This window comes from Brucepastera parasyntrophica, assembly GCF_022376835.1.
Classification (GTDB): Bacteria; Spirochaetota; Spirochaetia; order Treponematales; family Treponemataceae; genus Brucepastera; species Brucepastera parasyntrophica.
Genome location: NZ_CP084606.1, coordinates 914,929 through 931,038, shown reverse-complemented (window position 1 = coordinate 931,038; position 16,110 = coordinate 914,929). Strand labels below are relative to the sequence as shown.

At 45.3% G+C, this 16,110-nt stretch carries 9 protein-coding genes and 3 pseudogenes; 5 read left to right on the top strand and 7 right to left on the bottom strand.

The features are described 5' to 3' along the window. Positions 1-7: 7 nt before the first annotated feature. A complete protein-coding gene (locus K7I13_RS04520; RefSeq protein ID WP_255948321.1) occupies positions 8-2,266 on the top strand; it encodes a SpiroCoCo family coiled-coil protein in 2,259 nt (752 codons plus the stop codon). Between the two features lie 15 nt (positions 2,267-2,281). Here the strand turns inward: K7I13_RS04520 and ispF are convergent. The 3 genes and pseudogenes from ispF to K7I13_RS04505 form a co-directional block, all read right to left on the bottom strand. Further along, positions 2,282-2,753: pseudogene (ispF, locus tag K7I13_RS04515) on the bottom strand (2-C-methyl-D-erythritol 2,4-cyclodiphosphate synthase). Further along, positions 2,753-3,447, bottom strand: a pseudogene (locus tag K7I13_RS04510) (IspD/TarI family cytidylyltransferase). Before K7I13_RS04510 ends, ispF begins: the two co-directional pseudogenes overlap by 1 nt. A gap of 48 nt (positions 3,448-3,495) precedes the next feature. After that, entirely contained in the window at positions 3,496-4,113 is a 618-nt protein-coding gene (locus K7I13_RS04505) for a CarD family transcriptional regulator (RefSeq protein WP_255948319.1), read from the bottom strand. A 487-nt stretch (positions 4,114-4,600) separates the two neighbouring features. On the opposite strand from K7I13_RS04505, the gene thrS reads away from it, so the two are divergent. After that, positions 4,601-6,358, top strand: coding sequence for a threonine--tRNA ligase (gene thrS, locus K7I13_RS04500; RefSeq protein ID WP_255948317.1), 1,758 nt, complete (start codon positions 4,601-4,603; stop codon positions 6,356-6,358). Between the two features lie 105 nt (positions 6,359-6,463). On the opposite strand, the gene K7I13_RS04495 is transcribed toward thrS, so the two are convergent. Both K7I13_RS04495 and K7I13_RS04490 read right to left on the bottom strand, forming a co-directional pair. Further along, complete coding sequence (locus tag K7I13_RS04495; protein WP_255948315.1) at positions 6,464-7,570, bottom strand: DUF8086 family protein; 1,107 nt, start codon at positions 7,568-7,570, stop codon at positions 6,464-6,466. Positions 7,571-7,615: 45 nt separating this feature from the next. Continuing rightward, positions 7,616-8,419: a hypothetical protein gene (locus tag K7I13_RS04490; RefSeq protein ID WP_255948313.1), complete on the bottom strand. Its 804-nt coding sequence runs from the start codon at positions 8,417-8,419 to the stop codon at positions 7,616-7,618. 179 nt (positions 8,420-8,598) lie between these two features. Between K7I13_RS04490 and K7I13_RS04485 the strand changes: the two genes are divergently transcribed. Together K7I13_RS04485 and K7I13_RS04480 are read left to right on the top strand one after the other, a co-directional pair. Further along, positions 8,599-10,413: a hypothetical protein gene (locus K7I13_RS04485; RefSeq protein WP_255948311.1), complete on the top strand. Its 1,815-nt coding sequence runs from the start codon at positions 8,599-8,601 to the stop codon at positions 10,411-10,413. A gap of 26 nt (positions 10,414-10,439) precedes the next feature. Then, positions 10,440-11,276: a hypothetical protein gene (locus tag K7I13_RS04480; protein ID WP_255948309.1), complete on the top strand. Its 837-nt coding sequence runs from the start codon at positions 10,440-10,442 to the stop codon at positions 11,274-11,276. A 44-nt stretch (positions 11,277-11,320) separates the two neighbouring features. On the opposite strand, the gene K7I13_RS04475 is transcribed toward K7I13_RS04480, so the two are convergent. Continuing rightward, on the bottom strand, positions 11,321-12,706 hold the full coding sequence (locus K7I13_RS04475) for an alpha-amylase family glycosyl hydrolase (protein WP_255948308.1): 1,386 nt from the start codon (positions 12,704-12,706) through the stop codon (positions 11,321-11,323). 293 nt (positions 12,707-12,999) lie between these two features. Beyond that, positions 13,000-13,578 (bottom strand): TetR/AcrR family transcriptional regulator, encoded by a 579-nt coding sequence (locus tag K7I13_RS04470; protein WP_255948307.1) that lies wholly within the window; start codon positions 13,576-13,578, stop codon positions 13,000-13,002. Positions 13,579-14,057: 479 nt separating this feature from the next. Here K7I13_RS04470 and glmS point away from each other — a divergent pair. Next, positions 14,058-15,886 (top strand): annotated as a pseudogene (gene glmS / locus K7I13_RS04465) (glutamine--fructose-6-phosphate transaminase (isomerizing)). The last annotated feature ends 224 nt before the right edge of the window (positions 15,887-16,110 follow it).

Here is a 16,110-nt window from a genome sequence, read left to right as displayed (position 1 = left end):
ACAGGAAGTGTTCAGTAAAATTCATGATATAGAAGAAAAAATAGCGAAATCGGTAGATAAACTTTCCGCCGATGCAAATACAAGTTTCACAAATGTAGCGGCTTCCATTGAGGCAAGTCTCGAGACCTATCAGAAGGACATTGATTTCAGAATAGCAAAATTCGAATCCCTCGGAAGCGACATTGAGCGGCTTAATGATCAGCTGCATATTGCGATACAGGAAGCCGAAAAAAAGGTCACCAGTGAATTCTCATCGTTCACATCCGAACAGACCGGCCGGCAGAAAGAATTTGAAAAGAAACTTCTGGATGACGCGGCTTCGCTGGCGGCGCGGATGCAGAGCCTCCAGAAAGATTTAAATGAACTGAAAGCGCACGCCTATGACAGTGTTTCGGAAAACCTGAAAGTGTTCGAAGATTCCTTTGCCGCGGACCTTGAAAAACGGAGTGAAGCTATCACAGCTGAGCTGGAACAATGGCGAACCCATGTCGACGAAAGGCTCAGCAGCGTATTGTCTGAAAACGAAGCTGAACGGAATGATCTTGAAAACGAGTATACCCGCAAACTCAAGGACAGGCTTGCCGAAATTTCCATGCAGTATAACGGATACACCGCAAAACTTGAAGAGCAGATCAAAACGGTGGAAGCTGAACTCCATTCACGCATAGCGGCGAGCGATCAGTCCATACTTGCCTTTTCCGAACAGTTTAAAGTGGAATTTGATGAAGCAAAGGAAACCGCATCTCTCCGCGCGAAAAATGAACTTGACGTACTCTCGGGTGATATAAAAGAACTGCTCCGCAAGCAAAAACAGGAAATTGAAGTCAGGATAAAAGAATTTATTACGGAAATCGATACGGCAAAATCCGATTCGGAAGAAACCCTGTCATCAATCAGAAGCGACTTTGCGGAATGGCAGGCAAAGAATGAGCAGCAGCTTGCAAACGCAGGCTTAATGCTTGATGAAAAAATTGACGGTCTCGGAAATTCCGTCTCCTCCGCAATCGGTGAACTGGATAGCGCCTATCAGTCAAATTACCGACATTTTGTCGCCGAAACCGAGGAAGAACGGAAGCAGCTCAGAAATTCACTGGATAATCTGAAAGAAAATCTTGACAGCGTAAATGCGGAATTCGACCGCCGGTCAGATGAGGTAATAACCGAATTCAGGCGCCTTCAGGAAAGTCTCACGGAAGAAACTGAACAGAAAATCAAGACAGCAGGCGAGGAAATGGACCGTGCCGTCGCCACTCTGAAAAACCAGGTTGGAGAAGTCAGAACCGGCATTGAACAGACAAGGGAAAAACTGCTCCAGAAACTTCATTCCGATACGAACCAGCTTGAAGAAAATCTCGGGGAAATCGCAAAAAGCCAGAAAGCCTTTATCGCACAGACCCGTATCTTTGACCGCGCGGATGAACTCAGAGTTGCCCTCGAAGAAAGTATTGAAAAACTGAAAGCAGAAATCGCAGGACTTGACGGCTACCGCAATACCATGAATATGCTTGACCAGCAGTACACAAAAGTCAGAAAACTTGAAGAAGAAGCGAACCAGAAAATCACACGGTTTATGGCTGAGAAACGCAGAATAGATTCACTGGAAAGCGATTTCACCAAGCTGCTCGGCATTGCTGAATCCATTGACACCAAGAAAAAGGAACTTACGTTTACTGATGATAATCTCCAGACCTACCAGGTACAGATACGCAGATTGGAAGAAACTGTAGCTGAAGTCAATCTGAGGTATGAAAGACTGGAAAAGAAAGAATCTGTTCTTGATAAAACGGTTGAGGATATTAACAAGGCCTTTGAAAATCTGAAGAAAATTGAATCGGATATTCATTCCTACCGGGACCAGCTTGCCTCCTTCCCTGGTGAGTTTGAAACAGTCAAAAACGAGATAGGTATTCTTCTTGAAAACCGTGAAAAAACTGCGGATGCGGTAGAAAAGCTGGTTGAACTTGATTCCCTCATGGAAGAAGTGGAGAGCAGGACTGAAAAGATGCAGACTGCCCGGGAATGGCTTGCCCGCGCTGAAAGCAGGTTTATTGAAATAAACAAGCAGGCGGAAGAAAAATTAAAACTTTTTCAGGCATTAATCAAGAAAGACCTTCCGGCGTCAAAGGAAAAGGGCGCCCCCGTTATCAGCGTCAGGGAGAATGTTATCCAGCTTGCCCACCAGGGCTGGACTGTTGATGAAATAGCCCGCGGCCTGAAAATGTCAAAAGGAGAAGTTGAGCTTATCCTTGAAATGCCCCAGCATTAACCAGCACGTAAAATTTTATTCCCTGGAAAGCAGGCATACTGCCCGTGCTTCAACTGCTTCCCCGGAGCCGATGTGTCCGAGCTTTTCTCCTGTTTTTGCCTTGACAAAAATACGGTCTGAAGATGTTTTCAGTATCCGGGCAATCCGTTCGCGTACCTGCATTCTCCACGGAAGAAACTTCGGTTCCTGAAGGGTAATTACTGAGTCAATATTTTCAAGAATCCAGCCATCTTTTTCAATGAATTGCCAGGCAAAGGCGAGCAGATCAGCGGAATCCGCATTTTTCCATTCCGGTTCGGAGGGAGGGAACATTTCTCCAATATCCCATAACCTGCTGCCCCAGAAGGGCGTCTGTTATTGCATGAAGTAAAACATCTCCGTCGGAATGGCCGTCTTCGCCTTTTTCAAAAGGAATATGAATACCGCCCAGCATGAGATTCCTGCCCTCAACAAGTCTGTGAAGGTCATAACCCAGCCCGACACGGATCACTGCAGATCTTCCGGATAGGTAATTTTTCTGTTTTCCCGGCGGCCTGCACAAACATACACATCCCCTGCATACTGCCCCCATATTTCGGTATCATCCGTATAGAGCGTATTGCTGTGGGCCGCTTTCCGGTGCGCTTCAAGAATCGGGGTAAAGCGGAACCCCTGCGGCGTCTGGACGGAGACAATACTGTCCCGGTCAAGATGCCGGATAATCTTGCCTGTCCCGTCAATTTCTTTCTGGGTGTCTACGGAATGTATTGCGGGAACCGCGGCCCCGTGCAAAACGGTTTTTTCAAGAACAGTTTTTATTAATTCTTCGGAAACCCAGGGCGGGCCGCATCATGGATGAGAACGGTATTTATATTGAAATCATTTTCGTCTGAAAAAGCGGACAGATATTCAAGTCCCTTCAATACGGAAGCCTGTCTGGTTTCTCCGCCTTCAACAAAAAGTATCCGGCAGGCTGTCTCCGCAATCAGAGGCATAATTCGTTTATCTTTTGCCAGAACCTGTTCCGCTTCCGCAATTCCGCCTTTGGGAACAGTAATAACAGCACAGGAAAAAAAACCGGTTTTCAAAAAAGTGTGAAAAGCCTCAGACAGAACACTGGACTGGAATTTATTCTCATCACACACTTTTCCTCCCGGATGCACCGGAAAGGGAAGATATTCTTTTTTAATTCCGCTGCCCATTCTATGCGAAGACCCTGCTGCTGTTAAAATCAGCGTATTAGTCATAGTCTATTCTTCCATATCCTCTGAATCATCGCTGTCATCTTCATCATCCAGATCCGTATCATCAATAAAACTGTCGTCTTCATCAGTTTCAGTCAATTGATCTTCAGCCTCAGGATTTTCCGCCCCAAGCGGCTCAAGATGGGTATGAATAAGGGCCTCGACCTCTTCCCTGGGAAGATTCAGTGAGTAAGTGATTTCATCTTCAAGCAGTTTTCTGGCGGAGTCATATAATTTGCGTTCAAGGATGGGAAGTTCCTTAATTTTGCTGCGATGATATAATGACCGGACAATGGTTGCTATATCAACGACGCTTCCCTGTTTAAGAAGATCCAGATTTATCTGATATCTGAGCTTCCAGTCAGAAGGAATAGGCTCAAAATCCTGTGAGATGAGTTCAAGCGCTTTTTTTGCTTCGTCCGGCGAAACAATAGCGCGGATGCCCAGTTCTTCAGCTTTATCAACAGGTATCATTATAGTCATATCAGAAACATCGAGATAGATGACATAATAAAGCATCATTACGTCTTTAAACATTTTCTCTTTTATCTCGAGTATTTTACCTACACCCTGACTGGGGTATACAATTTTTTGATCAACCTTAAATGTTGTTTTCTGACTCATATAATCATTATAGCATAAAAAAATAAAGCTACAAGTTAAACCGGGTTACGGAAATTCCCCGCTATATACCGACTGGTATGTATAATACGTAAAAATCACCATGCTCCAGGCTACTTGACAACCTTTTGCCGGAAAGTTATTGTTTAGCCAATAACAAAGACGGAGACGAGTACGTCCGGAACCATGCCGAAAGAGAAGCGGTTCTGAATTGAACGGCAAGCCGCCGGAAATTCAGGCTGAAAGACTGCTGACACAGGCCGGACAGAAAACCCCTCCCGAGTTGCCGGTGTGAACGGGTATGTATCCCAGTATTTCCGGCCGTTATCCTTGCGTTAAAGGCGATGAGTGCGCTCCCTGTCATGGGGATTTGAAGCGGGGTGGAACCGCGGAATTCATTTGATTGAATTTCGTCCCTGCAAAGATCTATACCGTATCAGTTACGGCGGATTCGCCGGCAATTATTACGGAACCCTGAAGGAGCGCACAAATGCAGCAATCAAAATGCGATGACCCTGACCGCCTTTCCATTATCAGACACAGTACTGCACATATTATGGCCGCCGCGGTAACAAAACTGTTTCCGGGAACCAAAGTTGCTATCGGGCCTTCAATTACCAATGGCTTTTATTATGATTTCCAGCTTCCGGCCCCGCTGACACCCGAAGACCTTCCTGTGATCGAAAAGGAAATGAGACGGCTCATTAATGAACACATCGATTTTATCAGACGGGAAGTGAGCCGGGATGAAGCCCTCGAAATGTTTAAGGATGAACCCTTTAAAACAGAATTGATAAATGAGCTCCCCGACGGTGAACCCATAACAGTATATCAATCCGGCGATTTTATTGATCTTTGCCGGGGGCCTCATGTCGGAAATTCAAAAGAAATAAATGTTCAGAGTTTCAAGCTCATGAAAACAGCGGGGGCATATTGGAGGGGTGACGAAAACAAACCCATGCTGACCAGAATTTACGGAACCGCATGGGAACGGCCCCAGGATCTTACCGGCTATCTGAATATGCTGAAAGAAGCTGAAAAACGGGACCACAGGAAACTGGGAAGAGAGCTTGACCTTTTCCACATTGATGATGAAAATCCCGGACAAATTTTCTGGCATCCGAACGGATGGCTTTTATACCGTATAGTTGAAAACTATGTCAGGGAAATGATCCATGAAGACGGATATGTTGAAGTTAAAACGCCTTTTGTAATGCCCCAAAGCCTGTGGGAACGTTCAGGCCACTGGGCGAAATACAAGGAAAATATGTTTATTACGGAGAGCGAAAAGCGCATTTTTGCATTAAAACCGATGAACTGTCCCGGGCATATCGAACTGTTCAAACAGGGACTGAAAAGTTACCGGGACCTTCCTCTCCGTATTGCCGAATTCGGTTCATGCACCAGAAATGAGCCTTCCGGTTCACTTCACGGGATCATGCGCATCCGGGGATTTGTACAGGATGATGCCCATATTTTCTGCACTGAGGAACAGATATCCTCGGAAGTTGTCAAATTCTGCCGGCTTTTGAAAAGAGTATACAAAGATTTCGGATTTAATCCTGACGAAGTTCTTGTCAAATTTTCAACCAGGCCTGAACTCCGCATCGGGAGTGATGAAACATGGGACCGCGCCGAAGAGGCCCTGGCAAAAGCCTGCTCCGAAGCCGGTCTCTCTTATGAAATTGCTCCTGGTGAAGGAGCCTTTTACGGACCGAAACTGGAGTTCAGGCTGGTTGACGCGCTTGGCAGGGAATGGCAGTGCGGAACGGTACAGGTCGATTATCAGCTGCCTTCAAAAGAACGGCTCAATGCTGAATATACCGGCGAAGACAATGCAAAGCACACCCCTGTAATGCTGCACAGGGCCGTCCTCGGTTCACTTGAGCGGTTTATAGGAATTCTGATTGAAAACTATGCGGGACTTTTTCCTGTCTGGCTCAGTCCGCAGCAGGCAGTAATAATACCGGTGGCCCCTGCCTTTGACGCCTATGCCGAGGAAATCGCAAGGCAGCTTGCTTCAGAAGGTTTCCGTATTACTGCAGATACTGATAATGAGCGTATGAACATGAAAATACGCAAGTATCAGGGATTAAAAATACCTTATCAGCTTATTGTAGGACAAAGCGAGATGGATGAAAAATCGGTTTCAGTCCGTTTCAGGGACGGAAAGCAGAATAAAATGACCGTCACTGAATTTGCATCATATCTCAGGGATAAGGCTGTTTCAAAAGCTATTGAATATTAAGCAGCATCTTCCCTGAAAACAGAAAAGGGTCCCGGAATAATCTTCCGGGACCCTTCTTTATTATTAAGCCATGTAAATACAGGCTTACTGTTTGCTTTCCGTGCTTTACTGAATTCCGTCCGGAATTTTTATTTCCAGAAGTCCTGTTCTGCCCGTTTCAAAAAATCTTTGTTCTTCCCAGGCCGCGAGGAGTCTGTCTCCCGTCAGAATAAAGTTGGTATAGACATATCCGTTTGAAAGAACGGGGAGCCGCAGAATATAGCGCTTCCCCTCCGCAATGTTCGGACTGTAATAAAAAGTTCCGTCAGCAAAGAGTACAGCGGTTTTTTCTTCTGAAAAGAAGGCCGACCCTTCTACAGAGGCTGATATACCGGGACTCGTAAAAGTCTGGGTGGTTTCAAGGTCAGGGGAATATACCCGAAGCGAAAAGGCCGTTTCATCGGGAATCCGCGAAAGCAGATTTCTGAGCTGGACCGGGGCCTGTGAAAAATCAAAAGGTTTCACCGAATTGCGGTATGCTTCAGTTGACAGTTTTTTTATTCCTGAAACAGAGTATATATTTGGGATTTCTTCCGGGCAGGGTACCAGCTCAAATTCCAGATAGGTAAAATCAACCTTATTGTCTTCCTCCAGTTTAAATGCCGCATACCACCTTGAGCCTATTTTATCCAAAGCAACGCACTGCGAGCCTGCGGCAAGGCCTATATCAGGCGCTGTGAGTTCCGCGGCAAAACTTCCATCCGATGTCTTATATCCTGCCAGAATTACCGACCCGCTGCTTTTCCCGTTCTTTTCCGAAAAAAAACTGCTTTTGTAAAAATGGATCGCTGTTTCTCCCGCTGATGTTAAAAAACCGGCCGCTGTATTTGATTCAAAAAACTCTGCCGCCGTATGAAGGGCAGGGGGAGTATCCGGTGATCCGCTTGTCATAATTCCGAGCCGGTTAATTAAAAAGGCAGGGACTCCCTGTATAATTGCGGCGTCTGAAACCCGTACGGCCTCTGTCCAGGGACGGAACGGACGCTGCGGTATCTCCGCAGGATTTTTTGCCTCATGAATACCTGTATTTGAAAAATAATACCATCCCGATTTTTCCTGGGGGACAGCCTCACCCATAATTCCTTCTTCAGAAACAGGAGGAACAGAGTTCTTTCCCGTACATCCCAAAAAAACAACAGCAAAACACAGACAGAAAAAAAATAAGCGCTTCATATACTTACAGTATCGGAGCCTTATCATTATTGCAATAGTTCTCTTTTATATTTCATATCGATAAAATCCCGCGCAAACCAGCCTTCCTTCTGAAACCTGGATTTCCAGATATCCTATGGCGGAAAAAAAGAAACTTTGTCCGTCCTGTACATATATAACAGGCTCCTTCTGGTTTTCCCATATAAAACCGCTCCTGTCCGGCCAGGCTGAAATAAATCCGGTGCCGTCGGGAATTGAGCCGCAAAGGAGGGTGAGGGTAATTTCCGATATGCTGCCCTTTGCAATATCGGTTGCGCGGAATTTTCCCGAAAACAGGGCGGAGAAAAAACGTTCCCGGTTAAACTGCTCGGGGAGTTCAAACCCTGCCAGTTTTTCTTCAAAACGTTTCCAGTTAAACCTTGAAGCAATAACATACCCATCCTCCGAATGCCGGAAAATCTGTTCCGCCGTATTTGCTGTGATCCCGCGCATCCAGGTCATATCTACGGTCTGCGATTTTTTCCCTGCCCCGGCATGGAGAGGATACAGAGCTCCTGCCGCCGGTAAGCTTCCCGGCGGAATGCCATGTCCGGCTGTTCCGGGTTCTGCGAGGATGGGCGTAAAAGACCCCGCCCGGAGCTTTATGCTGCAGCTTTTTCCCGAGGCGAAACACCTCTCTTCCCGGCCGCCTTCAGTATACCAGCGGATTGTCCATGTTCCGCCGGTTCCCGACCCTTCGAGCATAAGGGCGGGATGGATTTCAGGTAACTCTATGGTAATTTCTTCCATCCCATTGAACAAATCCACGGCGGCTGAACATGAGAAGACGGAAAACAGCAGGATTGCATGCAAAAAATATAACAATTTCATGTATGATTTTATCCTCATTGTTTGTCATTTTTGCCATGTAAAAAGACAATTTTGTCCTGTATTTCATGTCAATTTGTGGTATACTGTATAGTGAGATACTGTATATTTTATTTTTCTTTGGGCAAAAAACAGGTGATTTTCAATAATATAAATAGCCGGGGTGCGGGGAGATATGGTAAATGAAAAGTAAGAGAATTGTTTCACTTGGAATAATCTGCGGTTTTGTTATGGCAGGATTGCTTTTTTCCGCCTGCTCCTCCGGGCTTGAACCCGCATGGAAAAACAGTGAAAAAGCCGTCGTCAGTCTCAATTTCAGTGGAGATACCCGGTCCGGGGCGGAGCGGGCCATTGTCCGTGGAAACGCTTTTTTGTACCTGATGACCCGCGAGAAAAGCGCAAACACATACCGTTTTTACGGACCCTATTCCGTACGTTCCGGGTCAGTATTTGAAACTGAGGACATCCCCGCCGGGACCTATTCCGAATTCGGACTTGTATACAGTTCGGAAAAACTGGAGGAACTGGAGGGTAGTTTTTGGAATTATATAGATATTTATGCTGAAATGAGCTATGAATCTACAGTTTTTTCATATATATTTCAGCAAATCTTTTGGGATTATCAAAATGCCGCTATTTCCCAAACTGTCCTTGAAAATGTGAGCATAGCAAGCGGCAGGACAAATTCCTTGAAGGCTACGCTTATTCCGGTAATTACCTATTATGAGCCAGCAGTAGATGATGATATGTATATATATACCATTACCTCTGATGATTCCTCGCCAGTAAAACGGTTTTATTCTTTGCCTTATCAAATGCTAGAGTATACTTCTATGGGAAATACTAAACGTATTACTGTGGAAATTGACTCCGGATCATCCGCATACATTGCCCTGTATAACCGTGCCGGAAAATATATTAAGCCGATAGAAACGTCCGGCGGAAAATGGGTTTGGAAAGCAGAGCAATTTAACAGTGTTGAAGAATCCGGAGCCGGCAATTATGAAAGTAGTACATACAGTCTGTATGTGGAAACCGATGGAACGGAAGAGGTTATCCTGTCTATGACCTTTGAAAACGCGGAACAGACATATTATGTAAGTGGTTCTGCTGGACAAGGCGGAGGCGGAACAAGAGATTCTCCGTTTCAAACTATCAGTGACGCATTTGATGCCGTTTCAAAAAATGAAGACTGTACAGATTTTCTCATATGCATCGCAGACTATTCAACCGGATACGTGGTCAATGAAACAATAAAACTGGATTCGGCGAAAACAGTAACCCTTGACGGTGAGTATGACGAAAATTTTGAATACTCTGATGATCCGGTTCAAATAATAGTTTCAGACAGTCTGGAGGACAGCCTGATAGAAATTTCAGAAGAAGGTGCGGGCATAACTATCCGGAATGTGACTCTTACCGGTGGAGCTTCAAACAGCAAGCCGGATAAGGGCGGCGCAGTTCATATAGATAAAGGCTCATTTATCATGGCAGAAAACAGCGAAATAACTGGTTTTTCAGTAACTGATTCCGGCGGCGCTGTGTATGTAAAAGAAGGTTCCTTCACCATGACGAACGGGAGTATCACTTCCTGCAGCGCCGGTGAAAGCGGCGGCGCTGTATATGTGGAAGACGGTGTTTTCAATATGCTGGGAGCATCAATTACTGACTGCACTATTTCTGAAAATAATTCCGGGGAGGCTGTGCATATAGAAGTTACAGGAACGCCCGGTTTGGTTTTGGGAGATGATATATCTATTAGTTATTCCACCTTCTCCGCCTATGTCTACCTCGCAAATGGCGCCTATATTTCCGGCAAAGACGGTTATTGGCTTGGCAGTGATATCTATATATCAATTAAAGTGGAAGACCCCTCGGAAGGCCTTCAGGTTTTGGAAGAGGGGTTTGCCGCTTTGTATTTTGACAGATTTTCACTTATCGATCGGGGGTATACTATAGGCTTAACCGGCCGCCTTGAAAGCAAAGAGGTTTCATAAAGGGAGCTGTTTCAGAAGGAAAAGATATGAAAAATAGAACTATGTTATATGGGGGATTGGCCCTTTTGCTGGTCTGTCTCATTATATCAGCCTCCTGTTCATCAGGACTCGATCCTGCCTGGAAAAATGGCGAGGCCGCTGTTTTATCAATCAGCTTTGCCCGCGTCAGTCCTCCAGTGCAGGAGGAAGAAAGGGCCATTGTGAGGGGAGACGCCTATCTCTACCTGTGTACCAGGACAAGCATAGCCGACATTATCAATTTTTATGGCCCGTACTCCGTAAGCGACGGGACTCTTTTTGAAACCGAGGATATTCCTGCCGGAACATATAAGGAAGTCGCTCTTTTATACAGCTCGAGTAATATAGAAAATTTCAAAACAATTATGGAAGATGCGCTTCCTTCCCGCTATGATATCGATTCGTATGACAGCCTGTTTGCCGAAATATTTTATGAACATTTCGGCACCGGTTCCAGCGATGTTTCGGCCAACGTCATTACCGATGTGACAATAGCCGCAAGAAAGGTGACGCCTCTTAAAACTACCCTGATTCCAATTGTAGGGGAGGAGGCCTGGATAACGATCCCCGGCTTGCCGCTGGATATTGCTTCCCCCGCGTCAGGAACTGTCAGCAGACAATTCTACGGATTAGTAGGTCTGTTTTCAGCGTCCACGCTGACAATTACCGATACCACCACGCTGGATATTACGGATAAATTTTTATCATTGTATGATGAAACGGGAAAACAGATACCCCTGCAGCAGAGCGGCCGGGTATGGAGTACCACTGAACCTGTCGATGGGACGATGTTTTTTCTTTATGCTGAAACTCCCCGTGAAATGACCCTGACATTTTCATATTAGCCTTTCCGCCGGTTCTCCGGCAGAAAGGCTTTTCCCGGTATACCTCAGGCAGCTTTCAGAATTCTCAGCCATGAAGATGGAACGGAAAGGCTGAGGTTTCCTCCTTCACAGCGGAACCGGTGCCCTTCCGGCGCGAGAATATCAACCCAGTCCCTGTGCGGCGACGCCAGCAGCTGTTCAGGAATCTGTACGGGTGCTTCAGTTTCACCGGAATTAACGGCTATTATAAGCTGCTCTTTTCCGTTGTCCCTCATAAAGGCGAACCGGTCCATGTCTACAAAAAGCTGGCGGTACGAACCGTTTTGCAGGGCCCCATGTTCTTTTCTGATGCGGATAAAATCCGATATGGTTTTCTCCAGATGGGCTGATGATTCAGACGGTTTGCATGCCAGGGAAAGCTCGTCCGCAGAATCAAGCAGGGCAGGACGGAGTTCAGCGTCACTTCCGTTCTGTTTGCTTCCCCTTACGCCGTTTTCGCTGCCGTAATAAACAGAAGGGACTCCCGGTATGGTAAAGAGGAGGCCGTACAGAGGATACAGGTGGGCAGGATTTTTCAGGACGCTGGCAGCCCTGACAACATCGTGATTATCCACAAAATTATATAAATGCAGATGGGGATAGAGGCCCTCCCTGCCAAACTGCCTGTTCATACTCCATGCGATTTCAAAAAAGTTCCGGTCATTAAAGCTGGACCAAAGTCCCTTATAGGATTCATAATTGGTTACTGAATCAAGGCGGCCTTCATGGGCCCAGTTACGGTAATCACCGTGGACAACTTCTCCCATAAGCCAGAAATCAGGATCTATGGCCCGGCAGAAACCTGACAGCGCGTCCATAAAATTTCCGTCGAGAGAATCTGCGGCGTCAAGGCGGAGTCCGTCAATATTGAATTGTTCGATCCAGTAACGCACAGCCCCAAACAGATGTTCTCTGACTGCAGAGTTTGAAGTATTCAGTTTTACCAAATCATAACATCCGTTCCATGATTCATAGGTAAAAGAATCTCCTTCCGGACTTCTTCTGCTGAAATCAACATTTACATACCAGTCCTTATATGCTGAATCCCATCCCTTTTCCTGAATATCCCTGAAGGCAAAAAAATGTCTTCCCGTATGATTAAATACGGCGTCCAGTACCACGGCAATCCCGTTTTCATGTAACGCAGCAACAAGTTTTTTCAGATCGTCATTTGTACCAAGCCTTCGGTCAACATGATAGTAATCAACAGTGTCATAACCGTGAGCGCTTGATTCAAACAGAGGCCCGATATATACAGCGTTTATCCCGAGCGAACACAGTTCAGGTATTTTCCGGATCAGGCGAAGAAGGCCGTTTCCGGCCGGAGATGAAAAATCATTCTGTTCCGGCGCTCCGCACATTCCGAGCGGATAAATGTGATAAAAAATCCTCGAAGTGATACTGGTTTTCATATTTTTTCTCCTTGTCTGTTGTGTCCCGGATATTTTCCGGTCAGTAATATTGCCATTTTATATGATTCTATACCGACCGGTCGGTATAGAATCATATAAAAAAATCCCTTTTTCTTTTCGTATAATTTAACCTGCTGTCTCCTTTCATAATTACTCGCCATATTATCCGGTTGGATTGATTTTTTATAAGAACTGTTTTTTCAGCGCTTTTATAAAATCACATCCGGCTTTTTGAAAAGATTTGATATACTTTTCTATACCGACCGGTCGGTATAGAAAAACGCCAAAAAAACTCACGAAAAAATTCCATACATAAACTGATGCACTGACGAATAAAGTACGGCATCAGTCAGTGTAATTTCCTTATTGAGAACAAGCAGTACCCAGGTATTAACCATCCCCTGAAATGTTCTGCTGAGGGCCTTTTCTTTTCCTTTTATATTTCCATGATCGGTTCCCGCCGCATAAAACAATTGCTCAAGACAAAGGCTTACTTCCTGTCTGAGAGATTTACAGGCGTCAAAACTGTCCGTTTCCGGAAAGGATGAGGCGCATGCGAGGTACATTCTATAGAAAGAAGTTTCTTTCAGCGCAAAACTGATTATTTCCCGGGTAAGCACAGTCAGATTCAAAACAATATCATGGTTGTACTCAGCAGCAGTTTTAACAACCGAATACAGTCTGGAACCCCAATGCTCAAAAACGGCGTCAAGCAGTCCCCGTTTGCTTCCAAAATAATGATATAAAGTGGGTTTTGACACGCCTGATTTTTCAATTATTTCCTGAATTCCGACTGATTCATAACCGCTTTTCGCGAAAAGCATCATAGCCGTATTGAGAATTGTTTCTTTGTTATCAGGATTCTCTGCCATGTCTATACTATACTTACCGGTCGGTATATTGTCAAGTAATTTTTCTTGATATTGAAGAAAAATATCCGACGCCCCTGATTTTTATTATTCAAACTGATGAAAAATAATGCGGACCGTAAAACTTTCTGCCCAACCGGTATAACTGCTATCGCCTGATGTACTAAATGAATATCACTTTCAGAATAAGCATATCGCCTCTGAATTGTAAATTCGGCTGGTCATTTCCCGCGATGTCCGAAGAACACATAATACCAGTCTGGCCTGTTGCACTCATAAAGTACCTATACTTTTGACATAACCGCTGAAAAAATATCCAGGGCGGTGATACTCATTTATATTTTTTAACCCCTCAGATTTTTTACAGTAAAAATCCGCATCACAATCCTGTTAACTATACTACCGACCGGTCGGTAAAGTCGTCTGTTGCCCCAGCTTGTTCAGCTAATTTATTTTACGCTATAATATCGGGCGGGGATAATATGTGCGGGATTGTCGGCTATATAGGTGAAGAAAATGCAACGCCTGTTCTTGTAAATGCTTTAAAAAAACTAGAATACAGGGGATATGATTCAGCGGGTATCGCAGTCCTTGACGAAGAAGGTCTGCTGGTCAGAAAGGCCAAAGGTGCGTTAAAGTTTCTTGAGGAAAAAATTTCAACTGAAATCATCCGGGGAAGCATGGGCATCGGGCATACCCGATGGGCAACTCACGGCGAACCCTCGGACATCAATTCTCATCCTCATACCGATGTTGCCGGAAAAATTGCCGTGGTACATAACGGTATTATTGAAAATCATGCCAAGCTGAAAAACTGGCTTGAAGCCCACGGCGTTGTATTCCGCAGCGAGACAGATACCGAAGTTATAGCCCATCTTATCGATTTTCATTATAATGGAGACCTTCTCCTTGCCGTGGAGGAAACCATAAAGCGGCTCGAAGGCTCCTATGCGCTTGCGGTAATTTCCGAAAATGATCCTGACAGAATCGTAGCGGTCCGGAAAGACAGCCCTCTTGTGATCGGGGCAGGTAAGGGTGAAAACCTGATAGCTTCCGATGTCCCCGCATTGATTGAATATACCAGGGATGTATACTATCTGGATGACCGTGAAATAGCCGTTCTTTTTCGCGATCATGTCGACTTTTATGATGAAGACGGGGTTCCCCATTCAAAGGAACTCTTCCATGTTGAATGGGATGTCAGCGCGGCGGAGAAGGGCGGTTATGAACATTTTATGCTCAAGGAAATTCATGAACAGCCCAAGGCCCTTATTGATACGCTGCGTGCCCGGATAAAAACCTATACCACGAAATCAATAAATCTTGAAGAAGTCGGATTTGACGCTTCCTGGGCTGATGCGGGCAGGGTCGTAATTACTGCCTGCGGGACTGCATGGCACGCCGCCATGGTTGCAAAATATGCTTTTGAACATTTTGCCCGTATTCCGACAGATGTTGATATTGCATCCGAATACCGGTACAGGAATCCAATCATTGACCCTAAGAATATTTTCATTATCATCAGCCAGTCCGGAGAAACGGCCGATACGCTTGCCGCCATGAGGATGGCGAAAAAAGCGGATCAAGGATTATTGCGATAACCAATGTAGTCGGTTCAACCCTTGCGCGTGAGGCTGATCTTGTCATGTATACATGGGCGGGACCGGAAATTGCGGTGGCATCAACGAAGGCCTTTACAACCCAGCTTATGTGCATATATCTTATCGCTCTTCAGTTCGGAGTTTTGCGCGGGAATATTACCGAACCCATGCTTGAAGAATATATTGAAGCCCTGGAAGAACTTGCGCCCCAGGCCGACCGGATTTTATCGGAAAAGGAAACCATTCAGCGGTTTGCTTCCTGTCAGTTTAACAAAACAAAGGCCTTTTTTATGGGCCGTCTTTTTGACTATGCAATAAGTCTGGAAAGCGCGCTGAAGCTCAAGGAAATCAGTTACACCCACTCTGAGGCTTTTGCGGCGGGAGAACTGAAACACGGGCCGATAGCCCTTGTGGATGATTCCACCCTTGTAGTTGCCATCTGTACTCAGACAGCTCTTTTTGATAAAATGGAATCAAACATAAAAGAAGTAAAAGCCAGAGGCGCTACTGTCCTGGTTATTACTTTTGAAGACGAGCCATATTTCAATAATACGGCGGATGAAGTATTTCGCATCCCTCGGACACTCGACAGCATTACTCCCATCCTGTCCGTTATCCCCTGCCAGCTGTACGCCTATTACTGTGCTGTACAGCGGGGCCTTGATCCCGATAAACCCAGGAATCTGGCAAAGTCGGTAACTGTAGAATAGTTTATCCGAAAACGGCCGGGCAGCCTCAGTTGTTGAATAACTCTATTATGCTTTCCCGCGCGGCAAACGCATACAACCGGAATTTCCGTTATTCCTGATGAAGACAGAAATAAGTCTCCGGAGTTTATTGAGCGGCACCTGAGTGTATAGCTGCTAATCACTTTTAACAAGAGTAAATATTATAGTTTTTGAAAAAAGTGTATAGATACTAAACACTTTTAATG

Coding starts and splice junctions, on each gene's coding strand:
- K7I13_RS04505 (WP_255948319.1), bottom strand. CDS start 4,113: ATGAGTCAGAAAACAACATTTAAGGTTGATCAAAAAATTGTATACCCC.
- thrS (WP_255948317.1), top strand. CDS start 4,601: ATGCAGCAATCAAAATGCGATGACCCTGACCGCCTTTCCATTATCAGA.
- K7I13_RS04475 (WP_255948308.1), bottom strand. CDS start 12,706: ATGAAAACCAGTATCACTTCGAGGATTTTTTATCACATTTATCCGCTC.
- K7I13_RS04470 (WP_255948307.1), bottom strand. CDS start 13,578: ATGGCAGAGAATCCTGATAACAAAGAAACAATTCTCAATACGGCTATG.
- K7I13_RS04480 (WP_255948309.1), top strand. CDS start 10,440: ATGAAAAATAGAACTATGTTATATGGGGGATTGGCCCTTTTGCTGGTC.
- K7I13_RS04485 (WP_255948311.1), top strand. CDS start 8,599: ATGAAAAGTAAGAGAATTGTTTCACTTGGAATAATCTGCGGTTTTGTT.
- K7I13_RS04490 (WP_255948313.1), bottom strand. CDS start 8,419: ATGAAATTGTTATATTTTTTGCATGCAATCCTGCTGTTTTCCGTCTTC.
- K7I13_RS04495 (WP_255948315.1), bottom strand. CDS start 7,570: ATGAAGCGCTTATTTTTTTTCTGTCTGTGTTTTGCTGTTGTTTTTTTG.